The sequence below is a fragment of the Bradyrhizobium sp. Pha-3 genome, from assembly GCF_042258615.1.
In the GTDB taxonomy this organism is placed as follows: domain Bacteria; phylum Pseudomonadota; class Alphaproteobacteria; order Rhizobiales; family Xanthobacteraceae; genus Bradyrhizobium.
This window is the reverse complement of record NZ_CP170152.1, coordinates 5,756,633-5,782,897: the sequence shown is the minus strand read 5'-3', so window position 1 is coordinate 5,782,897 and position 26,265 is coordinate 5,756,633. Positions and strand designations below refer to the sequence as shown.

23 protein-coding genes are annotated in these 26,265 nt (G+C 65.2%); 16 read left to right on the top strand and 7 right to left on the bottom strand.

From position 1 onward, the window contains the following. Window positions 1–66 precede the first annotated feature (66 nt). Both ACE10Z_RS27585 and ACE10Z_RS27580 read right to left on the bottom strand, forming a co-directional pair. A complete protein-coding gene (locus tag ACE10Z_RS27585; protein ID WP_375783571.1) occupies window positions 67–579 on the bottom strand; it encodes a ParB N-terminal domain-containing protein in 513 nt (170 codons plus the stop codon). 115 nt (window positions 580–694) lie between these two features. Continuing rightward, window positions 695–1,612, bottom strand: a complete 918-nt coding sequence (locus tag ACE10Z_RS27580; RefSeq protein ID WP_375783570.1) for a LysR family transcriptional regulator — start codon at window positions 1,610–1,612, stop codon at window positions 695–697. Window positions 1,613–1,733: 121 nt separating this feature from the next. On the opposite strand from ACE10Z_RS27580, the gene ACE10Z_RS27575 reads away from it, so the two are divergent. The 10 genes from ACE10Z_RS27575 to ACE10Z_RS27530 all read left to right on the top strand — a co-directional run bounded on the left by ACE10Z_RS27575 (window position 1,734) and on the right by ACE10Z_RS27530 (window position 12,133). Beyond that, window positions 1,734–3,230 (top strand): CoA-acylating methylmalonate-semialdehyde dehydrogenase, encoded by a 1,497-nt coding sequence (locus ACE10Z_RS27575; RefSeq protein ID WP_375783569.1) that lies wholly within the window; start codon window positions 1,734–1,736, stop codon window positions 3,228–3,230. Window positions 3,231–3,387: 157 nt separating this feature from the next. Continuing rightward, window positions 3,388–4,533: an isobutyryl-CoA dehydrogenase gene (locus ACE10Z_RS27570; protein ID WP_375783568.1), complete on the top strand. Its 1,146-nt coding sequence runs from the start codon at window positions 3,388–3,390 to the stop codon at window positions 4,531–4,533. Further along, complete coding sequence (locus ACE10Z_RS27565) at window positions 4,530–5,612, top strand: enoyl-CoA hydratase/isomerase family protein (protein WP_375783567.1); 1,083 nt, start codon at window positions 4,530–4,532, stop codon at window positions 5,610–5,612. Before ACE10Z_RS27570 ends, ACE10Z_RS27565 begins: the two co-directional genes overlap by 4 nt. 25 nt (window positions 5,613–5,637) lie before the next feature. Next, window positions 5,638–6,525, top strand: a complete 888-nt coding sequence (mmsB, locus tag ACE10Z_RS27560) for a 3-hydroxyisobutyrate dehydrogenase (RefSeq protein ID WP_298364253.1) — start codon at window positions 5,638–5,640, stop codon at window positions 6,523–6,525. Between the two features lie 143 nt (window positions 6,526–6,668). Next, window positions 6,669–8,393: an AMP-binding protein gene (locus ACE10Z_RS27555; protein ID WP_375783566.1), complete on the top strand. Its 1,725-nt coding sequence runs from the start codon at window positions 6,669–6,671 to the stop codon at window positions 8,391–8,393. A gap of 13 nt (window positions 8,394–8,406) precedes the next feature. Further along, window positions 8,407–8,886, top strand: coding sequence for a MaoC family dehydratase (locus ACE10Z_RS27550; protein WP_298364244.1), 480 nt, complete (start codon window positions 8,407–8,409; stop codon window positions 8,884–8,886). Between the two features lie 140 nt (window positions 8,887–9,026). Next, on the top strand, window positions 9,027–9,173 hold the full coding sequence (locus ACE10Z_RS27545) for a hypothetical protein (RefSeq protein ID WP_375783565.1): 147 nt from the start codon (window positions 9,027–9,029) through the stop codon (window positions 9,171–9,173). A 420-nt stretch (window positions 9,174–9,593) separates the two neighbouring features. Continuing rightward, a complete protein-coding gene (locus tag ACE10Z_RS27540; protein WP_028344663.1) occupies window positions 9,594–10,511 on the top strand; it encodes an SDR family NAD(P)-dependent oxidoreductase in 918 nt (305 codons plus the stop codon). 41 nt (window positions 10,512–10,552) lie between these two features. Then, entirely contained in the window at window positions 10,553–11,734 is a 1,182-nt protein-coding gene (locus tag ACE10Z_RS27535) for a TIGR03862 family flavoprotein (protein WP_375789936.1), read from the top strand. Window positions 11,735–11,806: 72 nt separating this feature from the next. Then, on the top strand, window positions 11,807–12,133 hold the full coding sequence (locus ACE10Z_RS27530) for a hypothetical protein (protein ID WP_375783564.1): 327 nt from the start codon (window positions 11,807–11,809) through the stop codon (window positions 12,131–12,133). Between the two features lie 64 nt (window positions 12,134–12,197). Here ACE10Z_RS27530 and ACE10Z_RS27525 read toward each other — a convergent pair whose 3' ends face one another. The 3 genes from ACE10Z_RS27525 to ACE10Z_RS27515 form a co-directional block, all read right to left on the bottom strand. Beyond that, a complete protein-coding gene (locus ACE10Z_RS27525; protein WP_375783563.1) occupies window positions 12,198–13,277 on the bottom strand; it encodes a D-TA family PLP-dependent enzyme in 1,080 nt (359 codons plus the stop codon). 125 nt (window positions 13,278–13,402) lie between these two features. Continuing rightward, on the bottom strand, window positions 13,403–15,217 hold the full coding sequence (locus ACE10Z_RS27520) for an ABC-F family ATP-binding cassette domain-containing protein (protein ID WP_375783562.1): 1,815 nt from the start codon (window positions 15,215–15,217) through the stop codon (window positions 13,403–13,405). A gap of 4 nt (window positions 15,218–15,221) precedes the next feature. Further along, entirely contained in the window at window positions 15,222–15,719 is a 498-nt protein-coding gene (locus ACE10Z_RS27515; protein WP_375783561.1) for a YaiI/YqxD family protein, read from the bottom strand. A gap of 136 nt (window positions 15,720–15,855) precedes the next feature. Here ACE10Z_RS27515 and ACE10Z_RS27510 point away from each other — a divergent pair, with 136 nt between their 5' ends. After that, entirely contained in the window at window positions 15,856–16,659 is an 804-nt protein-coding gene (locus tag ACE10Z_RS27510; protein ID WP_375783560.1) for a hypothetical protein, read from the top strand. 266 nt (window positions 16,660–16,925) lie between these two features. Here ACE10Z_RS27510 and ACE10Z_RS27505 read toward each other — a convergent pair whose 3' ends face one another. Continuing rightward, the gene (locus tag ACE10Z_RS27505; RefSeq protein ID WP_375783559.1) at window positions 16,926–19,298 is read right to left on the bottom strand and encodes a xanthine dehydrogenase family protein molybdopterin-binding subunit; all 2,373 of its coding nucleotides are present in this window, start codon (window positions 19,296–19,298) and stop codon (window positions 16,926–16,928) included. 223 nt (window positions 19,299–19,521) lie between these two features. On the opposite strand from ACE10Z_RS27505, the gene ACE10Z_RS27500 reads away from it, so the two are divergent. Further along, entirely contained in the window at window positions 19,522–20,565 is a 1,044-nt protein-coding gene (locus ACE10Z_RS27500) for a Ppx/GppA phosphatase family protein (RefSeq protein WP_375780539.1), read from the top strand. Between the two features lie 176 nt (window positions 20,566–20,741). Continuing rightward, window positions 20,742–21,434, top strand: a complete 693-nt coding sequence (locus ACE10Z_RS27495) for an RlmE family RNA methyltransferase (RefSeq protein WP_375783558.1) — start codon at window positions 20,742–20,744, stop codon at window positions 21,432–21,434. Between the two features lie 736 nt (window positions 21,435–22,170). Here ACE10Z_RS27495 and ACE10Z_RS27490 read toward each other — a convergent pair. Then, window positions 22,171–23,658, bottom strand: coding sequence for a DHA2 family efflux MFS transporter permease subunit (locus ACE10Z_RS27490; protein WP_375783557.1), 1,488 nt, complete (start codon window positions 23,656–23,658; stop codon window positions 22,171–22,173). A gap of 140 nt (window positions 23,659–23,798) precedes the next feature. On the opposite strand from ACE10Z_RS27490, the gene ACE10Z_RS27485 reads away from it, so the two are divergent. From ACE10Z_RS27485 to ACE10Z_RS27475, 3 genes are all read left to right on the top strand, one after another. After that, entirely contained in the window at window positions 23,799–24,044 is a 246-nt protein-coding gene (locus tag ACE10Z_RS27485; RefSeq protein ID WP_092125564.1) for a hypothetical protein, read from the top strand. 202 nt (window positions 24,045–24,246) lie between these two features. Continuing rightward, window positions 24,247–25,737 carry an IMP dehydrogenase gene (guaB, locus tag ACE10Z_RS27480; RefSeq protein WP_375783556.1) on the top strand — a complete coding sequence of 497 codons (1,491 nt, stop codon included), beginning with the start codon at window positions 24,247–24,249 and terminating at the stop codon, window positions 25,735–25,737. A gap of 72 nt (window positions 25,738–25,809) precedes the next feature. Beyond that, window positions 25,810–26,235: a GFA family protein gene (locus ACE10Z_RS27475; RefSeq protein WP_375783555.1), complete on the top strand. Its 426-nt coding sequence runs from the start codon at window positions 25,810–25,812 to the stop codon at window positions 26,233–26,235. The last annotated feature ends 30 nt before the right edge of the window (window positions 26,236–26,265 follow it).

The following is a 26,265-nucleotide window of genomic DNA, read 5'->3' as shown; positions in this document are numbered from 1 at the left end:
CCTGCGAGGCTTCCGGAGTGATGGCCCTTCGCATGCTCCCTCCGACCTTGATGGCCGAGGCGGTCATCAATAACGACCACCATCGCGCTTTTGTTGTGTGAGCCATTCCGACAGCGTCCTCGTTTTTGATCGTGGATCGCCCGACGCCCCTCGTCTGATACTCGTTCCGGAGCGCGCCGACCGAAGCTTGGCTGATTCAGTTTCCACGATCGCGTCTGCGGAAGCCGACGATTTCTCGGCAGCTTCTCTCTCGAGGCGCAGCTTCTTCAATCGCGCCATTTTGTCCCGCTCGGCCTCTGTCTCAGCTCCGTCGGACAACAGCGTCTTGTGGTGAGCAGTCTCTGCTAAACCCCAGACTCCGATGATGGTTGTCTCGCCAAGCGCCTTGCAGGCCTCGAGCCGATGTAACCCCTCGAGCAAAACGAGACGGCCCTCATCAGGCCGAACGAGAATGGGGACTTGTTGCCCAACTTCCAGAATACTCGCCGCAATTTCTTGAACGAGCTCAGGCCTGAGGGTTTTCCGCTTCTTAACGGGTACGTAAATCTGATCGATTGGAAGACTTTCCGGGTCGGGCACAGTGTTACTCCCTACTCAGGATCCGTCCAAAATGCGGTTTAAGGATGAAGCGCCACACCGCCAAGGCATTTCTCAGAAAGCCATTTCTCAAACTGAGCTCGAGGGCCGGCGCTAGTCAGGTCGCCCCGCTAAACAGCGCGCGCTCGGCTTCCACCGTCTCGTAGATATAATCCGCCACCGCGCGGATGCGGGCAAGGTCCTTGCTGTCGGCGTGCATCAGGAGCCAGAAGGTGCGCGAGATCCGCACCTCGTCGCGCAGCACCGGTTGCAGTTCGGGGTGGGCTGATGCCATGAAGTGCGGCAGGACGGCGATGCCAAAGCCGGCGATGGTGGCGTTGAGCTGTGCGATCAGGTTGGCGCTGCGGAACTTGGCGGAAATCTTCGGCGAGACTTGCGGCAGATAGTCCAGCTCCGGCGTGAACAGCAGCTCCTCAATGTAGCCGACGAAGCGGTGCTGCGGCAGGTCGGCGCGCGCGGCGATCTTTGGCGCCTGCGCGAGATAGCCGGGTGCGGCATAAAGTCCGAGCGTGTAGTCGAGCAGCTTGCGGCCGACGATGCGGCCTTCCTTCGGCATGGTCAGGCTGATCGCGATGTCGGCCTCGCGCTTGGACAGCGAGAACAGCCGCGCGGTGGCGACGAGCTGCAGATCGAGATCGGGATACCGCTCGGTGAACTTAACCAATCGCGAGGCCAAAAAGTGGCTGCCGAAGCCGTCGGGCGCGCCGATCCGCACCGTGCCGGTGAGATGCGCGCGCGAGCCGCCGACCGCCTCCTGGTTGGCGACGATGGTCGATTCCATCGCCTCCGCGCTGTCGGCGACGCGCTGGCCGGCCTCGGTGAGCAGGTAGCCGGTCTTGCGGCGATCAAACAGTTTTGCGGAGAGGTGGCCTTCCAGCCGGTCGACACGTCGGATCACTGTGGCATGATCGACGCCGAGCTGCTTGGCGGCAGCCGACACCGACCCGCCGCGTACGATGGCAAGCACGAAACGGAAGTCGTCCCAGTCGATCGTGTCGCCGCCTTGATCCTGCATTTCCGCACATCTATGGTGCAATTTATCGGACTTGAATCCTATAAAATGCAGGGTCATTAGGGTTTGTAAAGCGATCTCGTCGGCGAGGCGCGGCGATTCAGGTCTCCAAGGGAGGATATTCATGCGCTCTATCGGACATTTCATCGGTGGCAAGGAGGTCAAGGGCACTTCGGGTCGTACGGCCGACGTCTTCGAGCCGATGACCGGCGACGTCCAGGCCAAGGTGGCGCTGGCCTCCAAGGCCGAAGTTCGCGCCGCGGTGGAGAACGCCCGCGCCGCGCAGGGCGAATGGGCCGCCACCAACCCGCAGCGCCGCGCCCGCGTCATGATGAAATTCGTCGAGCTGGTGCAGCGCGACTACGACAAGCTCGCCGAGCTGCTGGCGCGCGAGCACGGCAAGACCGTTCCCGACGCCAAGGGCGACATCCAGCGCGGCCTCGAAGTTGCCGAGTTCGCCTGCGGTATCCCGCATCTGATGAAGGGCGAGTACACCGAAGGCGCCGGCCCCGGCATCGACATCTACTCGATGCGCCAGCCGCTCGGCGTGGTCGCCGGCATCACGCCGTTCAACTTCCCGGCGATGATCCCGATGTGGAAGTTCGCGCCTGCAATCGCCTGCGGCAACGCGTTTATTCTGAAGCCGTCGGAGCGCGATCCGGGCGTGCCGATGAAGCTTGCCGAGCTGATGATCGAAGCGGGCCTGCCGGCCGGCATCCTCAATGTCGTCAACGGCGACAAGGAAGCGGTCGACGCCATCCTCGACGATCCCGACGTCAAGGCGATCGGCTTCGTCGGCTCGACCCCGATCGCGCAGTACATCTACGAGCGCGCCGCGCAGACCGGCAAGCGTTGCCAGTGCTTCGGCGGCGCCAAGAACCACGCCATCATCATGCCGGACGCCGACATGGACCAGGCGGTCGATGCGCTGATCGGCGCCGGTTACGGCTCGGCCGGCGAGCGCTGCATGGCGGTGTCGGTTGCGGTGCCCGTCGGCAAGACCACCGCCGACCGCCTGATGGAGAAGCTGATCCCGCGCGTCGAGTCGCTCAAGATCGGCACCTCGGTCGATCCGTCGGCCGATTACGGCCCGCTGGTGACCCGCGAGGCGGTCGAGAAGGTGAAGAGCTACATCGACATCGGCGTCAAGGAAGGCGCGACGCTTGCCGTCGACGGCCGCGGCTTCAAGATGCAGGGCTATGAGAACGGCTTCTATCTCGGCGGTTCGCTGTTCGACAACGTCACCAAGGACATGCGGATCTACAAGGAAGAGATCTTCGGCCCGGTGCTCTCGGTGGTGCGCGCCAAGGACTATCACGAGGCGCTGGCGCTGCCGTCCGACCACGACTACGGCAACGGCGTCGCGATCTTCACCCGCGACGGCGACGCCGCGCGCGACTTCGCCGCCAAAGTCAATGTCGGCATGGTCGGCGTCAACGTTCCGATCCCGGTGCCGATCGCCTATTACACCTTCGGCGGCTGGAAGAAGTCGGGTTTCGGCGATCTCAACCAGCACGGTCCGGACTCGGTCCGCTTCTACACCAAGACCAAGACGGTGACCTCGCGTTGGCCGTCCGGCGTCAAGGACGGCGCGGAGTTCTCGATCCCGACGATGAAGTGATTTCCGGGAACGTCATTGCGAGCGCAACGAAGCAATCCATCTATCCCCCGCGTGGAAGAATGGATTGCTTCGTCGCTTCAGCGCAAAATTGCTCTTGCAATTTTGTCGCGAGCTCCTCGCAATGACGATGGGGTAACCTTCAGGGCTAGGCGGCGAGATGCAGTTCGCTCTCAACGAGGACCAGATCGCGGTTCGCGACATGGCGCGGGCGTTTGCGGCAGAGAAGATCGCGCCGCACGCGCTCGAATGGGACGAGAAGAAGCACTTTCCCGTCGACGTGATGCGTGAGGCCGCTGGCCTCGGCATCGGCGGCATCTACATCAAGGACGATGTCGGCGGCTCGGCGATGACGCGCTTCGACGCCGCGCTGATCTTCGAGGCGCTGGCGACGGGCTGTCCGACTACATCTGCGTTCATCTCGATCCACAACATGGCGTCCTGGATGATCGATGCCTATGGCAACGACACCCAGCGCCACCAATGGCTGCCGAGGCTCTGCACCATGGAGCTGCTCGCGAGCTACTGCCTGACCGAGCCGGGCGCCGGCTCCGATGCCGCTGCGCTCCGCACCCGCGCCGTGCGCGACGGCGATCATTACGTGCTCAACGGCCAGAAGCAGTTCATCTCCGGGGCCGGCAGCACCGATCTCCTGGTGGCGATGGTGCGCACCGGCGGCGATGGTCCCGGCGGCGTCTCGACGATCGTCGTCGACGGCAAGACACCCGGCGTGTCGTTCGGCGCCAATGAGCGCAAGATGGGCTGGAATGCGCAGCCGACCCGCGCCGTGGTGTTCGAGAACGCGCGCGTGCCGGTCGCGAACCGGCTCGGCGAGGAGGGCATCGGCTTCAAGATCGCGATGGCCGGCCTCGACGGCGGTCGTCTCAACATTGCGGCGTGCTCGCTCGGCGGCGCGCAGGCGGCGCTCGACAAGGCGCTGGCCTACATGAAGGACCGCAAGGCATTTGGAAAGCGGCTCGACGAGTTCCAGGCGCTGCAGTTCAAGATCGCCGACATGGCAACCGAACTGGAAGCCGCACGCACCTTCCTGTGGCGCGCAGCCGCCGCACTCGACCGCAAGGATGCCGACGCGTCCATGCTCTGCGCGATGGCGAAGCGGTTCGGCACCGATGTCGGCTTCGAGGTCGCCAACCAGGCGCTGCAACTGCACGGCGGCTACGGCTATCTCAGCGAATACGGCGTCGAGAAGATCGTGCGCGATCTGCGCGTGCACCAGATCCTCGAAGGCACCAATGAAATCATGCGGCTGATCGTGTCGCGCAAGTTGATCGAGGGCGCGCGATGAATGATACGGCAGCTGCCGAAGTCGACCTGATCGCGCGCAAGGAAGGTTCTGCCGGCATCATCCGGCTCAACCGGCCGAAGGCGATCAATGCCGTGACGCTGGAGATGTTCCACGACATCGACAAGGCGCTCGACCTGTTCGAAGCCGATCCTGATGTCGCGGTCATCGTGCTGGAGGGCGCCGGCGAGCGCGGCCTGTGCGCCGGCGGCGATATCCGCGCGCTCTGGGAAAGCTCGAAGGTCAAGGGCGACCTCGGCAAGATCCTGTGGCGCGACGAGTACATCCTCAACGCGCGGATCAAGAAATTCCCAAAACCCTATGTCGCGTTCATGGACGGTATCGTGATGGGCGGCGGCGTCGGGCTGTCGGCGCACGGCCGCCACCGCGTCGTGACCGAGAAGACCAAGCTCGCGATGCCCGAGGTCGGGCTCGGTTTCTTCCCCGACGTCGGCGGCACCTATCTGCTGTCGCGTTCGCCAGGCGAGATCGGCACCTATTTCGGTCTCACCGGCACCACAATGAACGGTCCGGATGCGATCTATGCCAAATTCGCCGATGCCGTGGTGCCGAGCGCCAAGCTTCCGGCGCTGCGCGAGGCGCTGACCAAGGTTGCGCCGGGCACCAACTCGGTCGCGATCGACGGGCTGATCGCAGGCTTCGCCACCAGCGAGAAATCTGGCCCCGTGGCCGCGCTACAGGCCAAAATCGACGGCTGGTTCGCGCGCGGACGGATGGAAGACATCATTGATGCACTGAAAGCCGATGGCTCCGAGCTGGCGCAGGCCACGCTGAAGACGCTCAGTGAGAAGTCGCCGCGCGGCATGGTGGTGACGCTGAAGCTGCTGCGGCTGGCGCGGGCGACCGAGACGCTGGAAGAGTGCCTGGTGCGCGAATATCGCGCGGCACTCGAGGTGTTCGCCAGCGACGATTTCCGCGAGGGCGTGCGCGCCGCCGTGATCGACAAGGACCGCAATCCGAAATGGTCTCCGGCCAATATCGAGGACGTGACGGCGGAGATGCTGGCGCCTTATTTCGCCGAGATCGGCGCCGACGAATTGAAATTTCCTGACAGCAAATAGAAACGTCGCAAGCGGAGGACTTCCCATGGCAAACGTCGCATTCATCGGGCTCGGCAATATGGGCGGGCCAATGGCGGCCAATCTGGTCAAGGCCGGCCACAAGGTGACCGCGTTCGATCTGGTCGCAGCGTCGCGCGATCAGGCCAAGAGTGACGGTGCCGCCATCGCCGAGAGCGGCGTCAGCGCGGTGAAGGGTGCCGATGTCGTCATCACCATGCTGCCGGCCGGCAAGCATGTGCTCGGCGTTTGGAACGAAGTGCTTCCGGCGATGGCCAAGGGGGCGCTGATCATCGACTGCTCGACCATCGACGTCGAAAGCGCCAAGCAGGCGCACGTGCTCGCCGCCAAGCACGGCATGGCCTCGGTCGATGCGCCGGTTTCCGGCGGCACCGGCGGCGCCAAGGGCGCGACGCTGACCTTCATGTGCGGCGGTGAGGCGAAGGCGTTCGCGGCGGCCCAGCCGATGCTGGCCAACATGGGCAAGAAGATCGTGCATTGTGGTGCCGGCGGCGCAGGGCAGGCGGCGAAGATCTGCAACAACATGATCCTCGGCATTTCCATGATCGCGGTCGGCGAGGCTTTCGTGCTGGCCGAAAAGCTCGGCCTGTCGCATCAGGCGCTGTTCGACGTCGCCTCGACCTCGTCGGGCCAGTGCTGGTCGCTGACGACCTATTGCCCGGTTCCAGGTCCAGTGCCGACCTCGCCGGCCAACAACGACTACAAGCCGGGTTTCGCCTCCAACCTGATGGTCAAGGACCTGACGCTGGCACAGGACGCCGCCAATGCGGCCGGCGCGGTGACGCCGCTCGGCAAGCATGCGCAGGAGCTCTATAAGACCTTCGACGCGTCGGGCCACGGCGGGGTCGACTTTTCCGGAATTATCCAGCACGTTCGGAGCCTCGCTGGGAAATAGCGGGCCACTCGTAGCCCGGATGGAGCGCAGCGAAATCCGGGACTGCTTTATCTACTGGCGCGACCGCCCCCGGATTGCGCTTCGCTCCATCCGGGCTACGCTTGACGGTGACGCTGGTTGCCAATCAACGGGCTCGGAAGAAGATGACCACATTTCAGGACGCACGCGCCTTTCTGCTCAAGCACCGCACCGACTACGATGCCGCGGTGAAGGGATTTCGCTGGCCGGATTCGGTGCCGTTCAACTGGGCGCTCGACTGGTTCGACGCTGAACTCGCGCGCAATGCCGATAGTCGCGACCGGCCGGCGCTGTGGATCGTCGATGCCGCGAGCGGCAACGAGACCAAGCTGTCGTTTGCCGAGCTGTCGCGCCGCTCCAACCAGGTCGCGAACTTCCTGCGCACGCAGGGGCTGCAGCGCGGCGATCATCTGTTGCTACTGCTCGGCAATGTGGTGCCGCTGTGGGAGACCATGCTGGCGGCGATGAAGCTCGGCGTCGTCGTGATCCCCGCGACCACGCTGTTGACGGCGGATGAATTGCGCGACCGGCTCGATCGCGGCAAGGCGAAGGCGGTGGTCGCGACGCAGGATCAGGTCGCGAAGTTCGAAGGGCTCGGCAGCGACAAGCTCGTCCGCATCGTGGTCGGCGCGACGCAGACGCAGGACGGCTGGCTGCCGTTCGAGGAGGCGGCCAAGGCGTCCGACGCATTCACGCCCGACGGCCCGACCAACGCCGACGACCCGATGTTGCTGTATTTCACCTCGGGCACCACGGCCAAGCCAAAACTGGTGCGGCACAGCCAGCGCAGCTATCCGGTCGGCCATCTCTCGACCATGTACTGGATCGGCCTGCAGCCCGGCGACATCCATCTCAACATCTCCTCGCCCGGCTGGGCCAAGCATGCCTGGAGCTGCTTCTTCGCGCCGTGGAATGCCGGTGCGACGATCTTCATCGCCAACCAGCCACGCTTCGAGGCGAAAGGACTGCTCTCGATCATCGGCCGCTGCGGCGTCACCACGCTCTGTGCGCCGCCGACGGTGTGGCGGATGTTCATCCAGGAGCAACTGTCGGACTTCAAAGTGAGCCTGCGTGAAGTGTGCGGCGCCGGCGAGCCGCTCAACCCTGAGATCATCGACCAGGTCAAATCGGCCTGGGGCCTCACCATCCGCGACGGCTACGGCCAGACCGAGACCACGGCGCTGGCCGGCAACTCGCCGGGGCAGAAGGTGAAGGTCGGCTCGATGGGCCGGCCGCTGCCCGGCTATCGCGTGCAGGTGTCAGACAATGACGGCCATGCCGCCAAGGAGGGCGAGGTGACGCTGCTGCTCGGCGCCAACCGGCCGGCGGGCCTGATGCAGGGCTATCAGGGCGACGACGGCAAGCTGATCGGCACCGACGGCGAGATTTACCGCAGCGGCGACGTCGTGTTCACCGATGACGAGGGCTATCTGACCTTCGTCGGCCGCACCGACGACGTGTTCAAATCCTCCGACTACCGCATCTCGCCGTTCGAATTGGAGAGCGTCCTGCTTGAGCACGATGCGGTGGCGGAAGCTGCCGTGGTGCCGAGCCCGGACCCGATCCGGCTGGCGGTCCCGAAGGCCTATATATTGCTGGTATCAGGCGTCGAGCGCACCCCGGAGACGGCGCTGTCGATCTTCAAGCATTTGCACACGCGGCTCGCACCGTTTAAACGCATCCGCAAGATCGAGCTGGTCACCGAACTGCCAAAGACGATTTCTGGAAAGATCCGTCGCGTGCAGTTGCGCCGTCTCGAACATGACGATGTCAGAAGCGATGCGTTGCGCGGAGCCGAGTTCCGCGAGGAAGAATTTCCGGAGCTGCAGAAGGTGCGGACCTCCGGTTAGCAGAGGTTAGCCAATGAACGAAGTCTGGAAGAAGCCGCCGGTGTCGCTGGAAACCTACCAGGGCATGGTCGGCAAGGAGATCGGCGTGTCCTCATGGCACCTGCTCGATCAGGGCCGCATCGACACCTATGCCGACGTGATCGAGGATCACCAGTTCATCCATGTCGATCCCGAGCGCGCCAAGAAGGAGACCGCCTTCGGCACCACGATCGCCCATGGCTTCCTCACGATGTCGCTGCTGTCGATCATGTCCTACGAGGTGATGCCGGTGCTCGAGGGCACCGCGATGGGCGTCAATTACGGCTTCGACAAGCTGCGCTTCATCTCGCCGGTGCGCTCGGGCAAGCGCGTTCGCGGCCGCTTCGTGCTGGCGGAAGCCACGCTGCGCAAGCCGAAGGAACTGCTGTCGCGCACCAACGTCACGGTCGAGATCGAGGGCGAGGAAAAGCCCGCGCTGGTCGCCGACTGGCTCGGCCTGATCTATTTCAACTGAGGGATGGTTGAGTAGCTCCACTTTTCCCGCAAGCGGGAGAGGTGGAGCGAGCTCGCCTGGTCCAAGTAGTCCATTGACGGCTTTGATCCCTGGTGTCCATCATACGCCCTTCAGGCGGTGCGGTCCCGGGAGTGGCAGCCATGGTGCAGAACATCGTCGCCGGACTTGTCGTGGTCGGTTTGATTGTGATTGGCTCGATGAGCTACGCTCAGGAGCATCACGAGTGCTGGAGTGGGCACCTGCTCAAAAGCCTGAAACCCTGCGGATCGATGACGCCTTCCATCTAGTATGCTGAATGCGAAGTTCGTGCGATTTCGCGGCAGCCGCTTTCACGAACTTCGCATTCATAAAGCACACTAGAATCATAAGCTTGCTAGTGTCCTTATCGAATCCGAAGTTCGCTCCGAAGGTGCGGCGAATGATACGAACTTCGGATTCGGGACACTAGCGCGCCCGGGTGGCCGCTTGGGTCCTGGCCGCGCTTGACCCGGCCATCCATCGCTGCTCAAAAGTCTCCAACCTTTTCATGCCGCTCGGCACTCACCCTCTCCCCTTGTGGGAGAGGGTGGCGCAATCGAGCGGAGCGAGATGGAGCCGGGTGAGGGGTTTCTCTCCGCGTGCTCATCCGTGGAGAGAACCCCTCATCCGGCGCTTCGCGCCACCTTCTCCCACAAGGGGAGAAGGGAAGTCAGAGCAGGAATTACGGCATGGCAATCAGGTTTGACGGACGCGTCGCTATCGTCACCGGCGCGGGCAATGGTCTTGGGCGGGCGCATGCGCTGGGGCTCGCCAGCCGCGGCGCCAAGGTCGTGGTCAACGATTTCGGCGGCGCGCGCGACGGCACCGGCGGTTCGCTGTCGCCGGCCGAGACCGTGGTCGAGGAGATCCGCAAGGCCGGCGGCACCGCGATGGCCGACGGGGCCGACGTCTCGAACTTCGAGCAGGTCACCGCGATGGTCGAGCGCGCCACAAAGGAGTGGGGCAGCGTCGATCTGCTCTGCGCCAATGCCGGCATCCTGCGCGACAAATCGTTCACCAAGCTCGAGGTCGCCGACTGGGCCAAGGTGCTCGACGTGCATCTCACCGGCACCTTCTATTGCTGCAAGGCGGTGTGGGCCGGCATGCGCGAGCGCAACTATGGCCGCATCGTGCTGACGACCTCGTCGTCGGGCCTGTTCGGCAATTTCGGCCAGGCCAATTACGGCGCGGCGAAGGCCGGCATGGTCGGCCTGATGAATGTGCTCGCGGAAGAGGGCCGCAAGAACAACATCAAGGTCAACACCATCTCGCCGACCGCTGCGACCCGCATGACCGAGGAACTGCTGCCGCCGCAGGCGCTGGCGCTGATGAAGCCGGAAGCGATCACGCCGGCGGTCGAATTCCTGCTCTCGGAGGATGCGCCGACCCGCACCATCATGGGCGCCGGTGCCGGTTCGTTCGCGGTGATCCGCGTGCTGGAGACCGAAGGCGTCAACCTGCCGCAATCCGAATGGACGCCCGACGGCGTTGCCGCGCACTTCAACGCGATCAGCGACATGTCGACCGCGAAGGCGCTGCAGGGCGCGTTCGAGCAGACGCAGAAATACGTCGCCCAGGCCGCTGCGCGGGCCGGGATCAAGCTCTGAGCATGAGCGTCGCCGTCATCGGAGCCGGTCCCGCCGGCCTGATGGCTGCGGAAACCCTTGCGGCGGGCGGTGCACAGGTCACCGTCTACGACGCGATGCCGTCGGCCGGCCGCAAGTTCCTGATGGCCGGCCGCGGCGGGCTCAATCTCACCCACACCGAGCCGCTGCCGGATTTCCTCGCGCGCTATCGCGAGGCGATGCCGCATCTGACGGCCGCGGTCGAGACATTTCCGCCCGACGCCCTGCGCGCCTGGAGCGCGGGGCTGGGGCAGCCCACCTTCGTCGGCACCAGCGGCCGCGTGTTTCCAAAAGTGTTCAAGGCATCGCCGTTGCTGCGTGCCTGGCTGCGGCGGCTCGATGCCGCGGGCGTTGCGTTTGCGTTCCGGCATCGCTGGATTGGGTGGGACGAGAGCGGCGGATTATTGTTTGCAACGCCGGATGGTCCGCGCGTAGTCAATGCCGACGCGTCGGTGCTTGCGCTCGGCGGCGCGAGCTGGCCGCGGCTTGGCTCCGACGGGACGTGGACGGTGACCGTCGCAGCGAAGGGCATCGCCGTCGCACCGATACGGCCGGCTAATTCCGGCTTCACGGTCGCGTGGTCGGATGTCTTCCGTGATCGCTTCGAAGGCCAGCCACTCAAGGGCATCGCATTGACGATTGGTCCGCACACGGTGCGCGGCGAGGCCGTCGTCACCCGCGCGGGCATCGAAGGTGGCGCCATCTATGCGATGTCTGCGGAATTGCGCGAGGCGGTGCTGGGTATCGGGCAGGCGACGCTGACGATCGCGCTGCGGCCGGACCTCGACGCCGCCGCGCTGACCACCCGCCTGTCCGGGACGCGCGGCAAGCAGTCGCTCGCGAATTTCCTGCGCAAGGCGGCGCAACTCTCTCCTGTCGGCATCGGCCTGATGCAGGAGGCAGCGATTGCGTCTGGCCGGCAACTGGCATTGTTCTCTCCAGCAGAGCTCGCGCAGCTGATCAATGCGATTCCGGTTCAGCTCACGGGCGTCGCGCCGATCGATCGCGCGATCTCGACTGCGGGCGGGATCGCGTTCAGCGAGCTGGATGCGCATTTCATGCTGCGCAAATTGCCCGGTGTCTTTGCCGCCGGCGAGATGCTCGACTGGGAAGCGCCGACCGGCGGCTATCTGCTGCAGGCGTCGTTTGCGACCGGTTTCGCCGTCGGGAAGGGGGCGTTGCGATGGCTCGCGCAGCAATCGTAGATTCCATGGGGCGGTGAGCGTGGCCTATCCGATAGGTTTGGGTTTGCACACTCGAACCATCGGAGAAGTCAGATGCAAGCATCGACTAAAGTCACGCCCACCGCCGGCGATTGTGACACAATATTCGTTGCGATCGAACTGAGTCAAAAGACGTGGCTGGTGACGCTGCATAGCCCGGACCGGGAGCGGATGTCGCGCCACAAGCTGGAAGGGGGCGATCACGCCGGACTGCTGGTGTTGATCGAACGGATCCGCGCCAAGGTGGCGGGGAAGCTCGGATCGGCGCCCCGTGTGGTGAGCTGCTATGAGGCTACGGGCTCGATGCCCGCCGCCGCCCTTCGAGGCCTCCGCTTCGCTCCGGCACCTCAGGGTGACGGCTCAGAGAGAGCGTCATCCTGAGGTGCGAGCCTTGCGGCGCAATTGCGACGCTGGGCGAGCCTCGAAGGATGCGCGGGCGCTCAGATCAGCGCAACTTGCCGCGCGCCGTCACCGGCAGCGCGCCGATGATCTCGTCGCCGCGCACCATCACCACCTCGTCCATCATGTTGACGACGACGCAGACGTGATTGGGCACGATCCGCACGACGTCACCCACATTCGGCCGGGTGTTGCTGCGGGACAGGTCGAGGAAGCCGTGCTCCTCGGCAAAGCGTGCGATCTTGGCCTCGGGATGTTCGAGGATCAGGCCGTGGCCTTCGAGGCCGCCGGTGTCCGAGGTCAGCGTCTTGGAGCCGGCATCGAGGATGCCGCGCTCCGGGCCGGCGCGGCTGACCACGGTGGAATAGATATGCAGCGCGCAATCGTCCCAGGTGGCGACGCCGGCCGCGACCTGCATGCGGTCGTTGTAGATGTAGGTGCCGAAGCGGTGCTCGGTGCCGCCCTTCAGCCTGCCGAGATTGACGAGGTTCGGCGTGCCGCCGGTCGAGACGATGGTCGCGTCGAGGCCGTGGGCGCGCACGCCGGCCAGCGCCTCGTCGTAGAATCTTTGCGCCTCCGCCCAGCCGGTCTCGGTCGGGTACAGCATGAAGCCCGCGAAGCTCAGGCCCTTCGAGGCTGCGATCTCCCGCGCCAGCGCGATCGCCTCGGCCGGGGTCTCGACGCCGGCGCGCTTGCGTCCGGTGTCGCATTCGACCACGACCGAAAGCGGGCGGCCGGAGGCGGCTGCCGCCTTCGGCAGGTCGCTGACCACGACCGAATTGTCGGCGGCGACAGTGACGTTGGCCTTGCCCTGCAGGGCGCCGAGCCGCGCCATCTTCTCGTCGCCGAGCAGATTGTAGCTGATCAGGATGTCGTCGATGCCGCTGTCGGCCATGATCTCGGCCTCGCCGAGCTTCTGGCAGGTGATGCCCTTGGCACCGGCCTTGATCTGCAGCTGCGCCAGCATCGGATTCTTGTGCGTCTTGATGTGCGGCCGGTTGGCGACGCCGGCCTCGTCGCAGGCTTTCTGGATGCGCGCGATGTTGCGCTCGACCCGGTCCATGTCGATCACGGCGCAGGGCGTGCCGTATTCCTTGGCGATCTTGGCGGCGAGGGGCGTGGTCATCGGGTCGGCTCCATTCCAGAGTTTCCGTCATTGCGAGCGAAGCGAAGCAATCTACCTGTCCGCATCTGCAGATGCATGGATTGCTTCGTCGCTTCGCTCCTCGCAATGACGGCAAAAGTCATTGTTCATGCCTGTTCGATCTCTTCGCGGAGCACTTCTAATTCGAGCCAGCGGTCCTCGGCGGCTGCGAGTTCGTCCTGCGCCTTGGCGATCGCCGCTGAAGCGGCGTCGAACTTCTTGCGATCCTTCGCATAGAGGTCGGGATCGTCGAGCAGCTTCTGCTGCTTTGCGATCTCGGCGTGCAGCTTGTCGATGGTCTTCGGCAGCGTCTCCAGCGCGTGCTTCTCGTTGAAGCTGAGCCGGCGCCTCGGTGCCGCTTCGGGTGCCGCGATCTTGGCTTCCTTCTTTTCCTCGATCGCGGCGTCTGCCTTCACCGTCTCGCGCTTCACGTCGGCGCCGCGCTGCGCCAGCATGTCGGAATAGCCGCCGGCATATTCGATCCAGCGGCCCTGGCCTTCGGGCACGATCACCGAGGTCACCACGCGGTCGAGGAAGTCGCGGTCGTGGCTGATCAGGATCACGGTGCCCTCGTAATCGCCGAGCATGTCCTCGAGCACGTCGAGGGTTTCGAGATCGAGGTCGTTGGTGGGCTCGTCCAGGATCAAGAGGTTCGACGGCTTGGCCAGCGCGCGCGCCAGCATCAGCCGGCCGCGCTCGCCACCGGACAGCGCCTCCAGCGGCGTGCCGCGCTGCTCCTGCGCGAACAGGAAGTCCTTCATGTAGCCGATCACGTGCTTGGACTTGTCGCCGACCATGACGTGATCGCCGCGGCCGCCGGTCAAAGCTTCGGCCAAGGTCAGCTTCGGATCGAGGCTCTCGCGATGCTGGTCGAGGGTCGCCATCTCGATATTGGCCCCGAGCCGCACCGAGCCGGAGTCGGGCGGATCGTTACCGATCAACAGATGCACGAGCGTGGTCTTGCCGGCGCCGTTCGGGCCGACGATGCCCACGCGGTCGCCGCGCTGGATACGGGTCGAGAAGGTATCGACGATCGTGCGCTCGCCGAAGGCCTTCGTGATGGTCTTGGCCTCGATCACGAGGCGGCCGGATTTCTCGGCCTCGGCGGCGGCAAGCGTGGCATTGCCGGTGGCGCCGCGGTAGTCGCGGCGCTGATCGCGCAGCGCAAAGAGATTGCCGAGCCGCTTGACGTTGCGCTTGCGGCGGCCGGAGACCCCGTAGCGCAGCCAGTGCTCTTCGTTGACGATCTTGCGGTCGAGCTTGTGCTGCTCGCGTTCTTCCTCCGCCAGCACCTCGTCGCGCCACGCCTCGAAGGCGCCGAAGCCGCGCTCGATCTGCCGGATCTGGCCGCGGTCGAGCCAGGCTGTGGTGCGCGACAGATTGGTGAGGAAGCGGCGGTCGTGGCTGATCAGGACCAGCGCGCAGCGCCGGCTTTCCAGTTCGCCCTCGAGCCATTCGATGGTCGGCAAATCGAGATGGTTGGTCGGCTCGTCCAGCAGCAGGATATCGGGCGAGGGCGCCAGCACGCGGGCCAGCGCGGCGCGGCGCGCCTCGCCGCCGGAGACATGCGCCGGATCTTCCTCGCCGCTGAGGCCGAGCTGTTCGAGCAGATAGCGCGCCTGGTAGTGGTCGTCGCCGGGGCCAAGGCCGGCCTCGACATAGGCCAGCGTCGTCTTGTGCTCGCCGAAATCCGGCTCCTGCGGCAGGTAGCGGATGGTGGCGCCGGGCTGCACGAAGCGGCTGCCGCCATCGGGCTCGACCAGGCCGGCGGCGATGCGCAGCAGCGTCGACTTGCCGGAGCCGTTGCGGCCGATCAGGCAGACGCGTTCGCCCGCGGAGACCGACAGCTCGACGCCGGAGAGCAGCGGCGTGCCACCGAAGGTCAGGCGGATGTCCTTGAGCTGGATGAGCGGTGGGGCCATTACGCTAATTCCCGTTCGCCGGCGCCTGCTCGGCGCGGCGGCGCTGGATGCGGCGGATGGTCTGGTCGAGTGTCGACAGGAAGGTCGAGCGGTCGCGCGGCGAATAGGATTTCGGCCCGCCGGTGATCTCACCGGACGAGCGTAGATCGGTCATCAAATTGCGCACCGCGAGCGTCATGCCGATCGACTGTTCGGTGAACGGCTTGCCGTTCGGCGCGATCACGTCGGCGCCGGCCTTGACGCAGCGGCTCGCCAGCGGAATGTCGGCGGTGATCACGATGTCGCCCTCATGCGCGCGTTCCGCGATCCAGTCGTCGGCCGCATCCATGCCGGAACCGGCGGCGATGCGCTCGATCAGGGGATCCTGCGGCACGCGGATGAAATTGCCCGCGACCACGCTGACGGGCACGCCGAGCCGGATCGCGACGCGATAGATTTCGTCCTTCACCGGACAGGCGTCGGCGTCGACATAGATGCGGGATTGGGCAGGGGTTTCAGTCATCGATTCAGCGGTTGGCGGGCGCGGCCTGCGTGTACTCCATGGTGCGGAAAATTGCGAGCAAAACGAGAGGCTTGCCATGCCTCTTTGTTCGACTACCATTGTCACCAGAAAAACAACCGAAATAAGGGAAAACCCCATGAACTCGCAGACCGGATCGCAGGCCTACCGCGTCTCGGCGTACAACACTTCGAAACTGTCGGAGAACAAGATCCACGACGACACGGTGGCGCGGAAGTTCGGGTTTTCCGGCGGTCTGGTGCCCGGCGTCGATGTGATGGCCTACATGATGCACCTGCCGGTCGAGAAGTGGGGCCGCGATTTCCTGGAACGCGGCCTGATCGAGGCCCGCTTCGTGAAGCCGGTCTATGACGGTGAGATCGCAGAATTGACCGGCCAGGAAACCGGCAATGGGCTCACGATCGAACTCACCAGCCGCGGCGAGCTCTGCGCCACCGGCACCGCGTCGCTGCCGGCTTCAGTGCCGAAATATGTGCTCGACAATTACAAGCACGTCGCCGCCGTCGCCGAGCGCAAGCCGGTGAGTGCGTCGTCCTATGAAGAGGGCAAATGGCTCGGCACCATCCCGCGCGACTGGTCCGGCGACGCCGCGAAGGAATATCTCGCCGATATCAGGGAGACCGACCCGATCTACTTGCGCGAAGGTCTCGGCCATCCCGGCCTGCTGCCGCGGGTGATGAACAAGGTGCTGGTCGACAACGCGATCCTCGGGCCCTGGATCCATGTCGGCACCCGCATGCAGCTGCTCTCGGCGGGCAAGATCGGCGACGAGCTGACCGCGCGCGCCAAGGTGACCGGCAATTACGACAAGAAGGGCCACCGCTTCGTCGAGCTCGACGCGCTGGTGCTCGGCAACGGCACGCCGCTCGCGCATTGCTGGCACATCGCCATCACCCAGCCGCGCGAGCAGGCCGCGGCGTAGTTCAGTCTGTCATTGCCGGGCTTGACCCGGCAATCCATCGCCCTCGCAAGAGTCGTTTCAAGTCGATGGATGCCCAGGTCAAGCCCGGGCATGACAACCGTGAGGTGGGGCGTGGTCCCGCATCGTCCACAACTGTCATACCCCGCGCATGCGGGGTATCCAGTACGCCGCGGTCTCTCGGCTCAAGAACTGCTGTCTCTGGGATACTGGATCGCCCGCTTTCGTGGGCGATGACAGTGGTGTTTGCGGCGGCGGGCAATACGCCCCTACGCCGCCTTTGCCTTGGCATCCTGGATCGCGCGCCAGACGCGTTCAGGCGTCAGCGGCATGTTGATGTGCTTGATGCCGTATTCCGACAGCGCGTCGACCACCGCATTGACGATGCAGACGAGGCTGCCGGCGCAGCCGGCTTCGCCGCAGCCTTTGGTGCCGAGCGGATTGGATTTCGCCGGCGAGGGATGATCGCCGACCAGCATCGACGGGACGTCGCCGGCGCGCGGCAGCGCGTAGTCCATGAACGAGCCGGTGATCGGCTGGCCCGAGCCGTCGTAGCTGACTTCTTCCATCAGCGCCTGGCCGATGCCCTGCGCCACGCCGCCGTGCAACTGGCCGGCGACGATCATCGGGTTGACCACGGTGCCGAAATCGTTGACCGCGGAGTAGCGCACGATCCGCGTCACGCCGGTGTCGGGATCGATCTCGACCTCGGCGACGTGGCAGCCGTTCGGGAAGGTCGACGCCGTCTCCTTGGTGGCGTGATCGACGTCGAGCGTCTCGGGCGTGCCCTCGGGCATCTTGCTGTCGCGCATCCGCTCGGCGAGCTCCATGATGCCGATCGAGCGGTCGGTGCCGGCGATGGTGAAGCGGCCCTGGCCGAATTCGATGTCGGCCTCGGAGGCCTCCAGCATGTGCGCGGCCGCCTTCTTGCCTTTCTCGACGACGAGCGCTGAGGCCTCGACGATCGCCTGGCCGGTCGCGGTGATCGAGCGCGAACCGCCGGTGCCGTTGCCGAAGCGCACCAGATCGCTGTCGCCCTGTTCGAGCGTGATTTTCTCGAAGGGAACGCCGAGCTGGTCGGACAGCACCTGCGCGAACGGCGTGGCGTGGCCCTGGCCGTAATCGAGCGTGCCGGTGGTGAGCTTCACCGAGCCGTCGGGCTCGAAGGTGATCTTGCCGAGCTCGCCGCTCGGCGGCGCGGTGACTTCGAGATAGGAGCCGACGGCGATGCCGCGCAGCTTGCCGCTCTTCCTGCTCTCCTTCTTGCGCTTGGTGAAGTTCTCATAGTCGGAGATCTCCAGCGCCTTCTGGAACACGCCGGCGAAATCGCCGCTGTCATAGGTCACGCCCGAAGCGGCCGGGAACGGCAGCTGCGACGGCTTGATGAAGTTGCGCTTGCGCAAGGTGAAGCGGTTGATGCCCATCTCGTCGGCGGCGGCGTCGATCAGCCGCTCCATGTAGTAGTTGGCCTCGGGCCGGCCAGCGCCGCGATAGGCGCCCATCAGCGTGGTGTTGGTCAGCACCGTCTTGATGTCGACGCCGAGCAGCGGCGTGCGGTACACGCTGGCGAGGTTCTTGCCGGTGTTGAGCGACAGCGGGCCCGGGGCGACGCCGGTGATGTAGGCGCCGAGATTGCCGTAGCCGGAGAGCCGCACCGCGAGGAACTTGCCGTCGGCATCGAGCGCGAGCTCGGCATGGATCAGCTGCGCACGGCCCTGGCTGTCGGACAAGAAGCTGGTCGAGCGCTCGTCGAGCCACTTCACGGGGCGGCCGAGCTCGCGCGCCGCATGCGCGATGCAGGTGTATTCGGGATAGTTGAGGTTCTTCATCCCGAACGAGCCGCCGACATTGCCGGTGAGGATGCGGACCTTGTCGGCGGGCACGTTGAGCAGGCGCGCCAGGATCGCCTTATTGCCGGAGACGCCCTGGGTCGGCACCTGCAGCGTGAAGCGTTCGGTCTTCTTGTCGTAATGCGCGAGCGCGACGCGCGGCTCCATCGAGACCACGGCGACGCGGGTGTTGACGATGTCGAGTTTTGTGACGTGCGCGGCGCCGGCAAATGCCGCGTCGATCTTTGCAGTGTCGCCATAATGATAATCGAGCGCGACGTTATCAGGGATGCTGTCATAGAGCTGCGGCGCACCGGGCCTGGACGCTTCAGCCGCATCCGTCACCGCCGGCAGCGGCTCGATGTCGAGCTCGACGGCCTCAGCCGCGTCGCGGGCCTGTGCCGCGGTCTCTGCGACCACGAAGGCCACGGGATCGCCGACGAAGCGCACCTTGTCGGTCACGAGCGCGGGGCGGTTGGTCTGTTTGAGCGGCGAGCCGTCGCGGTTCTTCAGCGGCAGGCCGCAGGTGAAGGGGTTGTAGCCCGCGGCCGCAAGGTCGGCACCGGTCCAGACGCCGAGCACACCCGGCATCGCCTTGGCGGCTTCCGTGTCGATCCCCTTGATGATGCCGTGGGCATGGGAGGAGCGGACCATCCAGCAGTAAGCTTGGCCGGGAAGGGAGAAATCGTCGGTGTATTTGCCCTTGCCGCGCACCAGGGTGTCGTCCTCCTTTCGTCGAACAGGCTGTCCGACACCGTATTTTTGCAGTGCGATAGCGTTCTCGAGAGAGGCGGGCGGCGTATGATCTTGCATCGAAAATGACCTGAAATGCCCGGTTTTGCTGGAGTTTGGGGGCGCTGAGGAGATAACGCACGCCCCCCTTAACGACAACGCCCGATTGGGCATGGACCCAATGTGAACGGAGTTTGCGTAGGGCTTTGTCGCTGCTAAAGTTTCCGTGAACGGACAATTGTTCGGCAGGCCCCAAGAATCCCCCTGGATTGCCCTTGGGGTCCTGCGGAAAGACAGTGTTTTGATGAATGACTATGTGCGGCTTTGTGACGGCCCTCCGGCCGGCGAAGCCCCGTCAGGGCTGATTGCGGCGGCCGCGGAAAGCGGGGTCTACGCCGCGCTCGACCTCGGCACCAACAATTGCCGGCTGTTGATCGCCTGTCCGACCGGCGACGGGTTCCGCGTGGTCGACTCGTTCTCGCGGATCATCCGGCTCGGCGAGGGCATCGCCGCGACCGGCTCGATCAGCGAGGCCGCGATCGAGCGGGCGATTGCCGCGCTTGCCATCTGCAGCGACAAGATCCGCTATCGCAAGGCCCGCCGGCTGCGGCTGATCGCCACCGAAGCCTGCCGCGCTGCCGGCAATGCCGAAAGCTTTCGCGCGCGCGTCGCAGCCGAGACCGGCATCGAGCTCGAGGTGATCGATCGCGAGACCGAGGCGACGCTCGCCGTGATCGGCTGCTCGCCGCTGCTCGACCCGAAAGGGCGGGGCGCCATCCTGTTCGACATCGGCGGCGGCTCGACCGAGTTGGTGCGGATCGAGCGCGATCCAGACGCGCCCGATGCGCCGCCGCGCATCAAGGCGTGGATGTCGATCCCGCTCGGCGTCGTCACGCTGGCCGAGCATTTCGGCGGCAAGAACGTCACCAGGGACATGTATGCGCGGATGATCGATGAGGTCGCCCGTCACGTCGCGCCATTCGCGGCCGAGCACGGCCGCGATCTGCGCGACATGCACATGCTCGGCACCTCGGGCACCGTGACCACGCTCGCCGGCGTGTTCCTCAATCTGTCGCGCTACGATCGCCGCCGCATCGACGGCATCTGGATGAACGATGGCGACGTCACCGCGACGATCCAGAAACTGCTCGGCATGAGCTACGAGGCGCGCGTCAACAACAACTGCATCAGCGTCGAGCGGGCCGACCTCGTGCTGGCCGGCTGCGCGATCCTCGATGCGATCCGCAACGCGTTCCCGATGCCGCGGCTGCGCGTCGCCGATCGCGGCCTGCGCGAGGGCATGCTGGTCGAGATGATGCGCGAGGACGGCGCGCTGCGGGCGTGCTAGAGCTGCCTTAGCCTCGCCCCGCTTGCGGGGAGAGGCCGGATTGCGCAGCAATCCGGGTGAGGGGGCTCTCCGCGAGTGCATCTCTCACCGTCATTGCGGAAGCAGCCCCTCACCCCGACCCTCTCCCCGCAAGCGCGGGGCGAGGGAGAAGCCCACACCGAGACCCAAGAACCATCATGGCGAAAGACACCACCGGGCGGCTGCACGTCACGGTCAAGAGCGGCGGCAAGCGAAAACTGTCCTCAAAACTCTGGCTCGAGCGCCAGCTCAACGATCCCTACGTCGCCAAGGCCAAGGCGTTGGGCTACCGGTCGCGCGCGGCGTTCAAGCTGCTCGAGATCGACGACAAATACCGCCTGCTCAAGCCGGGCATGACCGTCGTCGATCTCGGCGCTGCGCCCGGCGGCTGGAGCCAGATCGCGGCCAAACGCACCGGTGCCGCTGACGGCAAGGGCAAGGTGGTCGCGATCGATTTGCTCGAGATGGGCGAGATCCCCGGCGTCACCTTTGCGCAGCTCGACTTCCTCGACCATGACGCGCCTGCGAAGCTGATCGCGATGATGGGCGGCCGCGCCGATTTCGTGATGTCCGACATGGCCGCCAACACCACGGGCCATCGCAAGACCGATCAGCTGCGCATCATCGGCCTGGTCGAGACCGCAGCGCATTTTGCCGGCGAGGTGCTCAATCCCGGCGGCACGTTCCTGGCGAAAGTGTTCCAGAGCGGCGCCGACGCCGAGCTGGTAGGGCAGCTGAAGCGCGATTTCGCCAGCGTGCGTCACGTCAAGCCGTCCGCCAGCCGGCAGGATTCCTCCGAGCGTTACGTGCTGGCGACGGGGTTTCGGGGACAGCAGCAGCCGTCATCGTAGAGAGGTCGTCATTGTCGGAGGGAGGCCGGACTCACCCCAGCCGCTGATCCCGCGCGCGGCCCGATGTTTCAGCGCGACCGGTTGGAATCTTGGCGCCTGGCCGGGGCGACTCCATTGCTCCCGGCCAATGCCCCCAAGCCCACCGGGAGAACCCCCACCGGGTTGGCGGCCTTGTGCAGCGTCGGGTTTCGCGCACTGGGGCCGCTTCTTGCAGGGCTGGAAAATCGAGCATCGCGGGCGCATATCTCTGATATGGCGACCATTGTTCAATGCAGTTGCGGCGCCGAGTACAGACGCACTGAAGAGAAGTTCTTGGTGCCGCATACGGGCGACGCGATCTGCACGGTCTGCGGAGCTGCGCTGGAATCGTGGCTGGAAGCGACCCACGTTCCCACATACGAACTTATTGAACGTCCGGATCGAGGACAGCTAGGCGGAATGACCGGCCACCCCTAAGGGCCTGGCCGTGACCGGACGGCGGCTTGCAGTGTCCGTGCTTCGGAAACGGCTCGTTCGATCAACTAAGGCATGATGAGATTAGGTTAGGCTGGATCGGCATCGGAGGTTCACCTCTCCCTTGGGAGAGGTCGATTTGCGTAGCAAATCGGGTGAGGGGTTACGGCCTATCGAGAGAGCAAGTGCCCTCACCCGGATTGCTTCGCAATCCGACCTCTCCCCGTCGGGGAGAGGTGAACCGAAACCGCCGTGAGCCGATTCAACCCAATCTCATCGCGCTTTAGCCGAGCCGCTGATCGCGCGCGTTCTGCGTGTCCTCGGTCGCGACCTTGACGGCTTCGGCAGCGGCGCGCTTCTCGGCGCCCTTGCGGCTCGAGATGTCGATTGCCTTGCGGCCGGCGATTTCATTGCCGGCGTCGGCCGGCATCTGCCAGAAGAACCAGGCGGACGCTGCCGAGATCAGCGACACCACGATGAACGCCGGCCCGAACACGTCGGCGGAGAGCTCGGTCTGGTGATGCAGCGCCAGCGTGGTTTCGACGGAGAACGCGCCGACGGCGACGCCCGCGGACACTGCGAGCTGCTGGTTGACGCTGACCAGGGTGGTGGCACGGCTCATCTGCGGCGCCTCGACCTCGGCATAGGCCACGGTGTTGATCGCGGTGAATTGCAGCGAGCGGAAGAAGCCGCCGACCACCAGGATGGTGAAGATCAGCATCAGCGGCGTCGAGATCGTGAACAAGGCGCAGGCGGCGAGGAAGGCCGAACTGACCACCGCATTCACCGTCATCATGTTGCGGAAACCGAAGGCCTTGATGATGCGCGCCGCCAGCGTCTTCATGCCCATGGCGCCGACCGCGGAGGCAAAGGTGACGAGGCCGGACTGGAACGGCGACAGGCCGAAACCGACCTGCATCAGCAGCGGCAGCAGGAACGGCAGCGCGCCGATGCCGAGCCGGAACATGAAGCCGCCGACGATCGACGCCCGCATCGTCGGCAGCCGCAGCAAGCCGAAATCGAGCACTGGCGATCCGGTGCGCCGGGCGTGGATGACGTAGAGCGTCATCGACACCGTGCCGACCCCCACCAGGCCAGCGACGATCGGCCACGGCAGCAGGTTGAGGCCTGCGACCGACAGCCCGAAGGCGATGCCGGCGAGCCCGACCCCGGCCAGCACCAGTCCCATCAGGTCGAAACGTTCGGGATCCTCGCTCTTGATCGGGTCGATGTATTTCAGCGCCAGGAAGATGCCGAGCAGCCCGATCGGGATGTTGATCAGGAAGATCCAGTGCCAGGAGAAATAGGTGGTGATGAAGCCGCCAAGCGGCGGCCCGATCACCGGGCCGATCAGCGCCGGCACCGTCACCCAGGCCATCGCGTTGACCAGCGCGCTCTTGTCGACCGAGCGCAGCAGCACCAGCCGCCCGACCGGGGTCATCATCGCTCCGCCGAGGCCCTGCAGGATGCGGGCGAACACGAAATCGGTCACCGAGGAGGACAGCGCGCAGCCGATCGAGCCCAGCATGAACACGGCAACCGCGCCGGCAAACACGATGCGGGCGCCGAAGCGGTCCGCGGTCCAGCCGCTGGCCGGGATGAACACCGCGAGCGACAGCAGATAGGATGTGATCGCTAGCTTCAGCGTCAGGGGGCTGGTGCCGATATCGGCGGCGATCGCCGGCAGCGAGGTCGCGATCACCGTTGAGTCCATGTTTTCCATGAACAGGGCGGTGGCGACGATGAGCGGGATCAGGCGTTGTTTGTTCATCAAAATAGGACAGCCGTGCTGAAAAAGGCGGGCGAGGGGGCCATATCATCCTGCCCCGGACCACGCTATTGCGGAACCGGGCAAACGCCCTAAATCCTGCGTGACGCTGCTATGCATCCGCCAGCGTTTGAGGTGCTGCCGTGATCTACGTTCTCGCCGCTCTGCTGCCGCCGATCGGGCTGCTCCTGAACGGACAGCCGTTTTCGGCCATCTTCAATCTGGTCCTGATCGTGTTTTGCGCGATTTTCGGGCTGTTTTTCCACGTCTTGCTGCTGGTGCCGTCGGCCCATGCTGTGATCGCGGTCCATATGAAGCGCGAGGACCGGCGCCACCGCGAGGTGGTCGAGGCGATCCGCCGCCACGGGCCGCCGCAGGGATATCGGTAAGCAGGCTACAGGGCCCCCTGAACCGGCCCGTAAAAAGCCTGTGCATGGCTGGCAAACACTTTGATTCGTCATGCCGCCATGCTATCGACCAGCGTCAACCCCACCGATGGGCGCCGATTCGACGGTGACGCAGCGAGCGTCGCCGCAGGTAGCGCTCATCCGTAAGACCCTCGCGGCTGCGGCCGCAGATAAGGAGTTGGCAATGGCCACGGGATTTCAGGCTATCCGCGAAGCCTACACGTTCGACGATGTGCTTCTGAAGCCCGGTCTGTCCGATTTTCTTCCCTCGGAAGTCGATATCCGCTCGCGCGTCACCCGCGCGATCCAGCTCAACATTCCGATCATGGCGTCCGCAATGGACACCGTCACCGAGGCGCGGATGGCGATCGCGATGGCGCAGGCCGGCGGCCTCGGCGTCATCCACCGCAATTTCGATCCCGAAGGGCAGGCCGCGCAGGTGCGGCAGGTCAAGAAGTTCGAATCCGGCATGGTGGTCAACCCGCTGACCATCGGTCCTGAGGCCACGCTGGCCGACGCGCTGACGCTGATGAAGGATCACGGCATCTCCGGCATCCCGGTCGTGACCGGTGCGGGCAAGAACGTGCCGGGCAAGCTGGTCGGCATCCTGACCAACCGCGACGTGCGCTTCGCAACCGATCCGCGGCAAAGGGTTTCGGAGCTGATGACGCACGAGAACCTCGTCACGGTGCGCGAGGGCGTCAGCCAGGACGAGGCGAAGCGGATGCTGCACCAGCATCGCATCGAAAAGCTGGTCGTCGTCGACGACCAATATCGCTGCGTCGGCCTGATCACCGTGAAGGACATGGAAAAGGCAGTCGCCCATCCGCTGGCCTGCAAGGACGCGCAGGGCCGGCTTCGTGTCGCAGCAGCGACCACGGTCGGCGAGACCGGATATGAACGGACCGAGCGGCTGATCGATGCCGGCGTCGACGTCGTTGTGGTCGACACCGCACACGGTCACTCGCGGCATGTGCTCAATGCCGTCAACCGCATCAAGCGGCTCTCCAACGCCGTGCAGGTGGTGGCGGGCAACGTCGCGACCGAGGGCGGCGCGCAGGCGCTGATCGACGCGGGCGCCGACTGCATCAAGGTCGGGATCGGTCCGGGCTCGATCTGCACCACGCGCATCGTTGCCGGCGTCGGCGTGCCGCAGCTCACCGCGATCATGGATGCTGTGGCGGCGGCGAAGAAGGCCGACGTGCCCGTGATCGCCGACGGCGGCATCAAATACTCCGGCGACCTTGCCAAGGCGCTTGCCGCCGGCGCGGACATCGCGATGGTCGGCTCGCTGCTCGCCGGCACCGACGAGACGCCTGGCGAAGTGTTCCTGTGGCAGGGCCGCTCCTACAAGGCCTATCGCGGCATGGGCTCGGTCGGCGCGATGGCGCGCGGCTCGGCAGACCGCTACTTCCAGCAGGACATCAAGGACACGCTGAAGCTGGTGCCCGAGGGCATCGAGGGCCAGGTGCCGTACAAGGGCCCGGTCGGCAACGTGATGCACCAGCTCGCCGGCGGTCTCAGGGCGGCGATGGGCTATGTCGGTGCGAAGGACATCAAGGATTTCCACGACAAGGCCGAGTTCGTCCGCATCACCGGCGCGGGCCTGCGCGAGAGCCACGTCCACGACGTCACCATCACGCGCGAAGCCCCGAACTATCCGGGCGGGGTGTAAGCACCTCGCTCGTCATTTCCGGGTCGGTCCACGGGACTGCCCCGGAATCTCTTGACAGGGAACCCAGGCGACATGGCGAGCGACACGAATGTTCGGGCCGGCCAGTGCCATTGCGGTGCGGTGCGCTTCGAGGCGACGCTCAGCGACGGTTTCAGTTCGATCCGCCGCTGCACCTGCTCTTACTGCCGGATGCGCGGTGCCGTCGTCGTCATGGCGGAGATGGGCGGGATCAAGTTCCTGCAGGGCAAGGAGGCGCTGACAAGCTATCGCTTCCACACCGGAACAGCACAGCACTTCTTCTGTTCTCGGTGCGGTATCTACACGCATCATCAGCGACGATCGAACCAGAGCCTGTATGCCGTCAACGTGGCATGCCTCGACGGCGTAAGCCCATTCGATTTCCCCGAGGTGCCTGTCATGGACGGCGTCAATCATACCAACGACACCGGCAAGCCAACGCGTCGCGCAGGCACCCTCCGTTTCATCCCGGCTGACTAGCGATCGCGCGGAAGCCAGGCGGACTGCCCG

What these genes read in the sequence shown, in the direction of transcription:
- ACE10Z_RS27580 (WP_375783570.1), bottom strand. Translation starts at nt 1,612, where the DNA reads ATGCAGGATCAAGGCGGCGACACGATCGACTGGGACGACTTCCGTTTC.
- ACE10Z_RS27575 (WP_375783569.1), top strand. Translation starts at nt 1,734, where the DNA reads ATGCGCTCTATCGGACATTTCATCGGTGGCAAGGAGGTCAAGGGCACT.
- ACE10Z_RS27570 (WP_375783568.1), top strand. Translation starts at nt 3,388, where the DNA reads ATGCAGTTCGCTCTCAACGAGGACCAGATCGCGGTTCGCGACATGGCG.
- ACE10Z_RS27565 (WP_375783567.1), top strand. Translation starts at nt 4,530, where the DNA reads ATGAATGATACGGCAGCTGCCGAAGTCGACCTGATCGCGCGCAAGGAA.
- mmsB (WP_298364253.1), top strand. Translation starts at nt 5,638, where the DNA reads ATGGCAAACGTCGCATTCATCGGGCTCGGCAATATGGGCGGGCCAATG.
- ACE10Z_RS27555 (WP_375783566.1), top strand. Translation starts at nt 6,669, where the DNA reads ATGACCACATTTCAGGACGCACGCGCCTTTCTGCTCAAGCACCGCACC.
- ACE10Z_RS27550 (WP_298364244.1), top strand. Translation starts at nt 8,407, where the DNA reads ATGAACGAAGTCTGGAAGAAGCCGCCGGTGTCGCTGGAAACCTACCAG.
- ACE10Z_RS27545 (WP_375783565.1), top strand. Translation starts at nt 9,027, where the DNA reads ATGGTGCAGAACATCGTCGCCGGACTTGTCGTGGTCGGTTTGATTGTG.
- ACE10Z_RS27540 (WP_028344663.1), top strand. Translation starts at nt 9,594, where the DNA reads ATGGCAATCAGGTTTGACGGACGCGTCGCTATCGTCACCGGCGCGGGC.
- ACE10Z_RS27535 (WP_375789936.1), top strand. Translation starts at nt 10,553, where the DNA reads ATGGCTGCGGAAACCCTTGCGGCGGGCGGTGCACAGGTCACCGTCTAC.
- ACE10Z_RS27530 (WP_375783564.1), top strand. Translation starts at nt 11,807, where the DNA reads ATGCAAGCATCGACTAAAGTCACGCCCACCGCCGGCGATTGTGACACA.
- ACE10Z_RS27525 (WP_375783563.1), bottom strand. Translation starts at nt 13,277, where the DNA reads ATGACCACGCCCCTCGCCGCCAAGATCGCCAAGGAATACGGCACGCCC.
- ACE10Z_RS27520 (WP_375783562.1), bottom strand. Translation starts at nt 15,217, where the DNA reads ATGGCCCCACCGCTCATCCAGCTCAAGGACATCCGCCTGACCTTCGGT.
- ACE10Z_RS27515 (WP_375783561.1), bottom strand. Translation starts at nt 15,719, where the DNA reads ATGACTGAAACCCCTGCCCAATCCCGCATCTATGTCGACGCCGACGCC.
- ACE10Z_RS27510 (WP_375783560.1), top strand. Translation starts at nt 15,856, where the DNA reads ATGAACTCGCAGACCGGATCGCAGGCCTACCGCGTCTCGGCGTACAAC.
- ACE10Z_RS27505 (WP_375783559.1), bottom strand. Translation starts at nt 19,298, where the DNA reads ATGCAAGATCATACGCCGCCCGCCTCTCTCGAGAACGCTATCGCACTG.
- ACE10Z_RS27500 (WP_375780539.1), top strand. Translation starts at nt 19,522, where the DNA reads ATGAATGACTATGTGCGGCTTTGTGACGGCCCTCCGGCCGGCGAAGCC.
- ACE10Z_RS27495 (WP_375783558.1), top strand. Translation starts at nt 20,742, where the DNA reads ATGGCGAAAGACACCACCGGGCGGCTGCACGTCACGGTCAAGAGCGGC.
- ACE10Z_RS27490 (WP_375783557.1), bottom strand. Translation starts at nt 23,658, where the DNA reads ATGAACAAACAACGCCTGATCCCGCTCATCGTCGCCACCGCCCTGTTC.
- guaB (WP_375783556.1), top strand. Translation starts at nt 24,247, where the DNA reads ATGGCCACGGGATTTCAGGCTATCCGCGAAGCCTACACGTTCGACGAT.
- ACE10Z_RS27475 (WP_375783555.1), top strand. Translation starts at nt 25,810, where the DNA reads ATGGCGAGCGACACGAATGTTCGGGCCGGCCAGTGCCATTGCGGTGCG.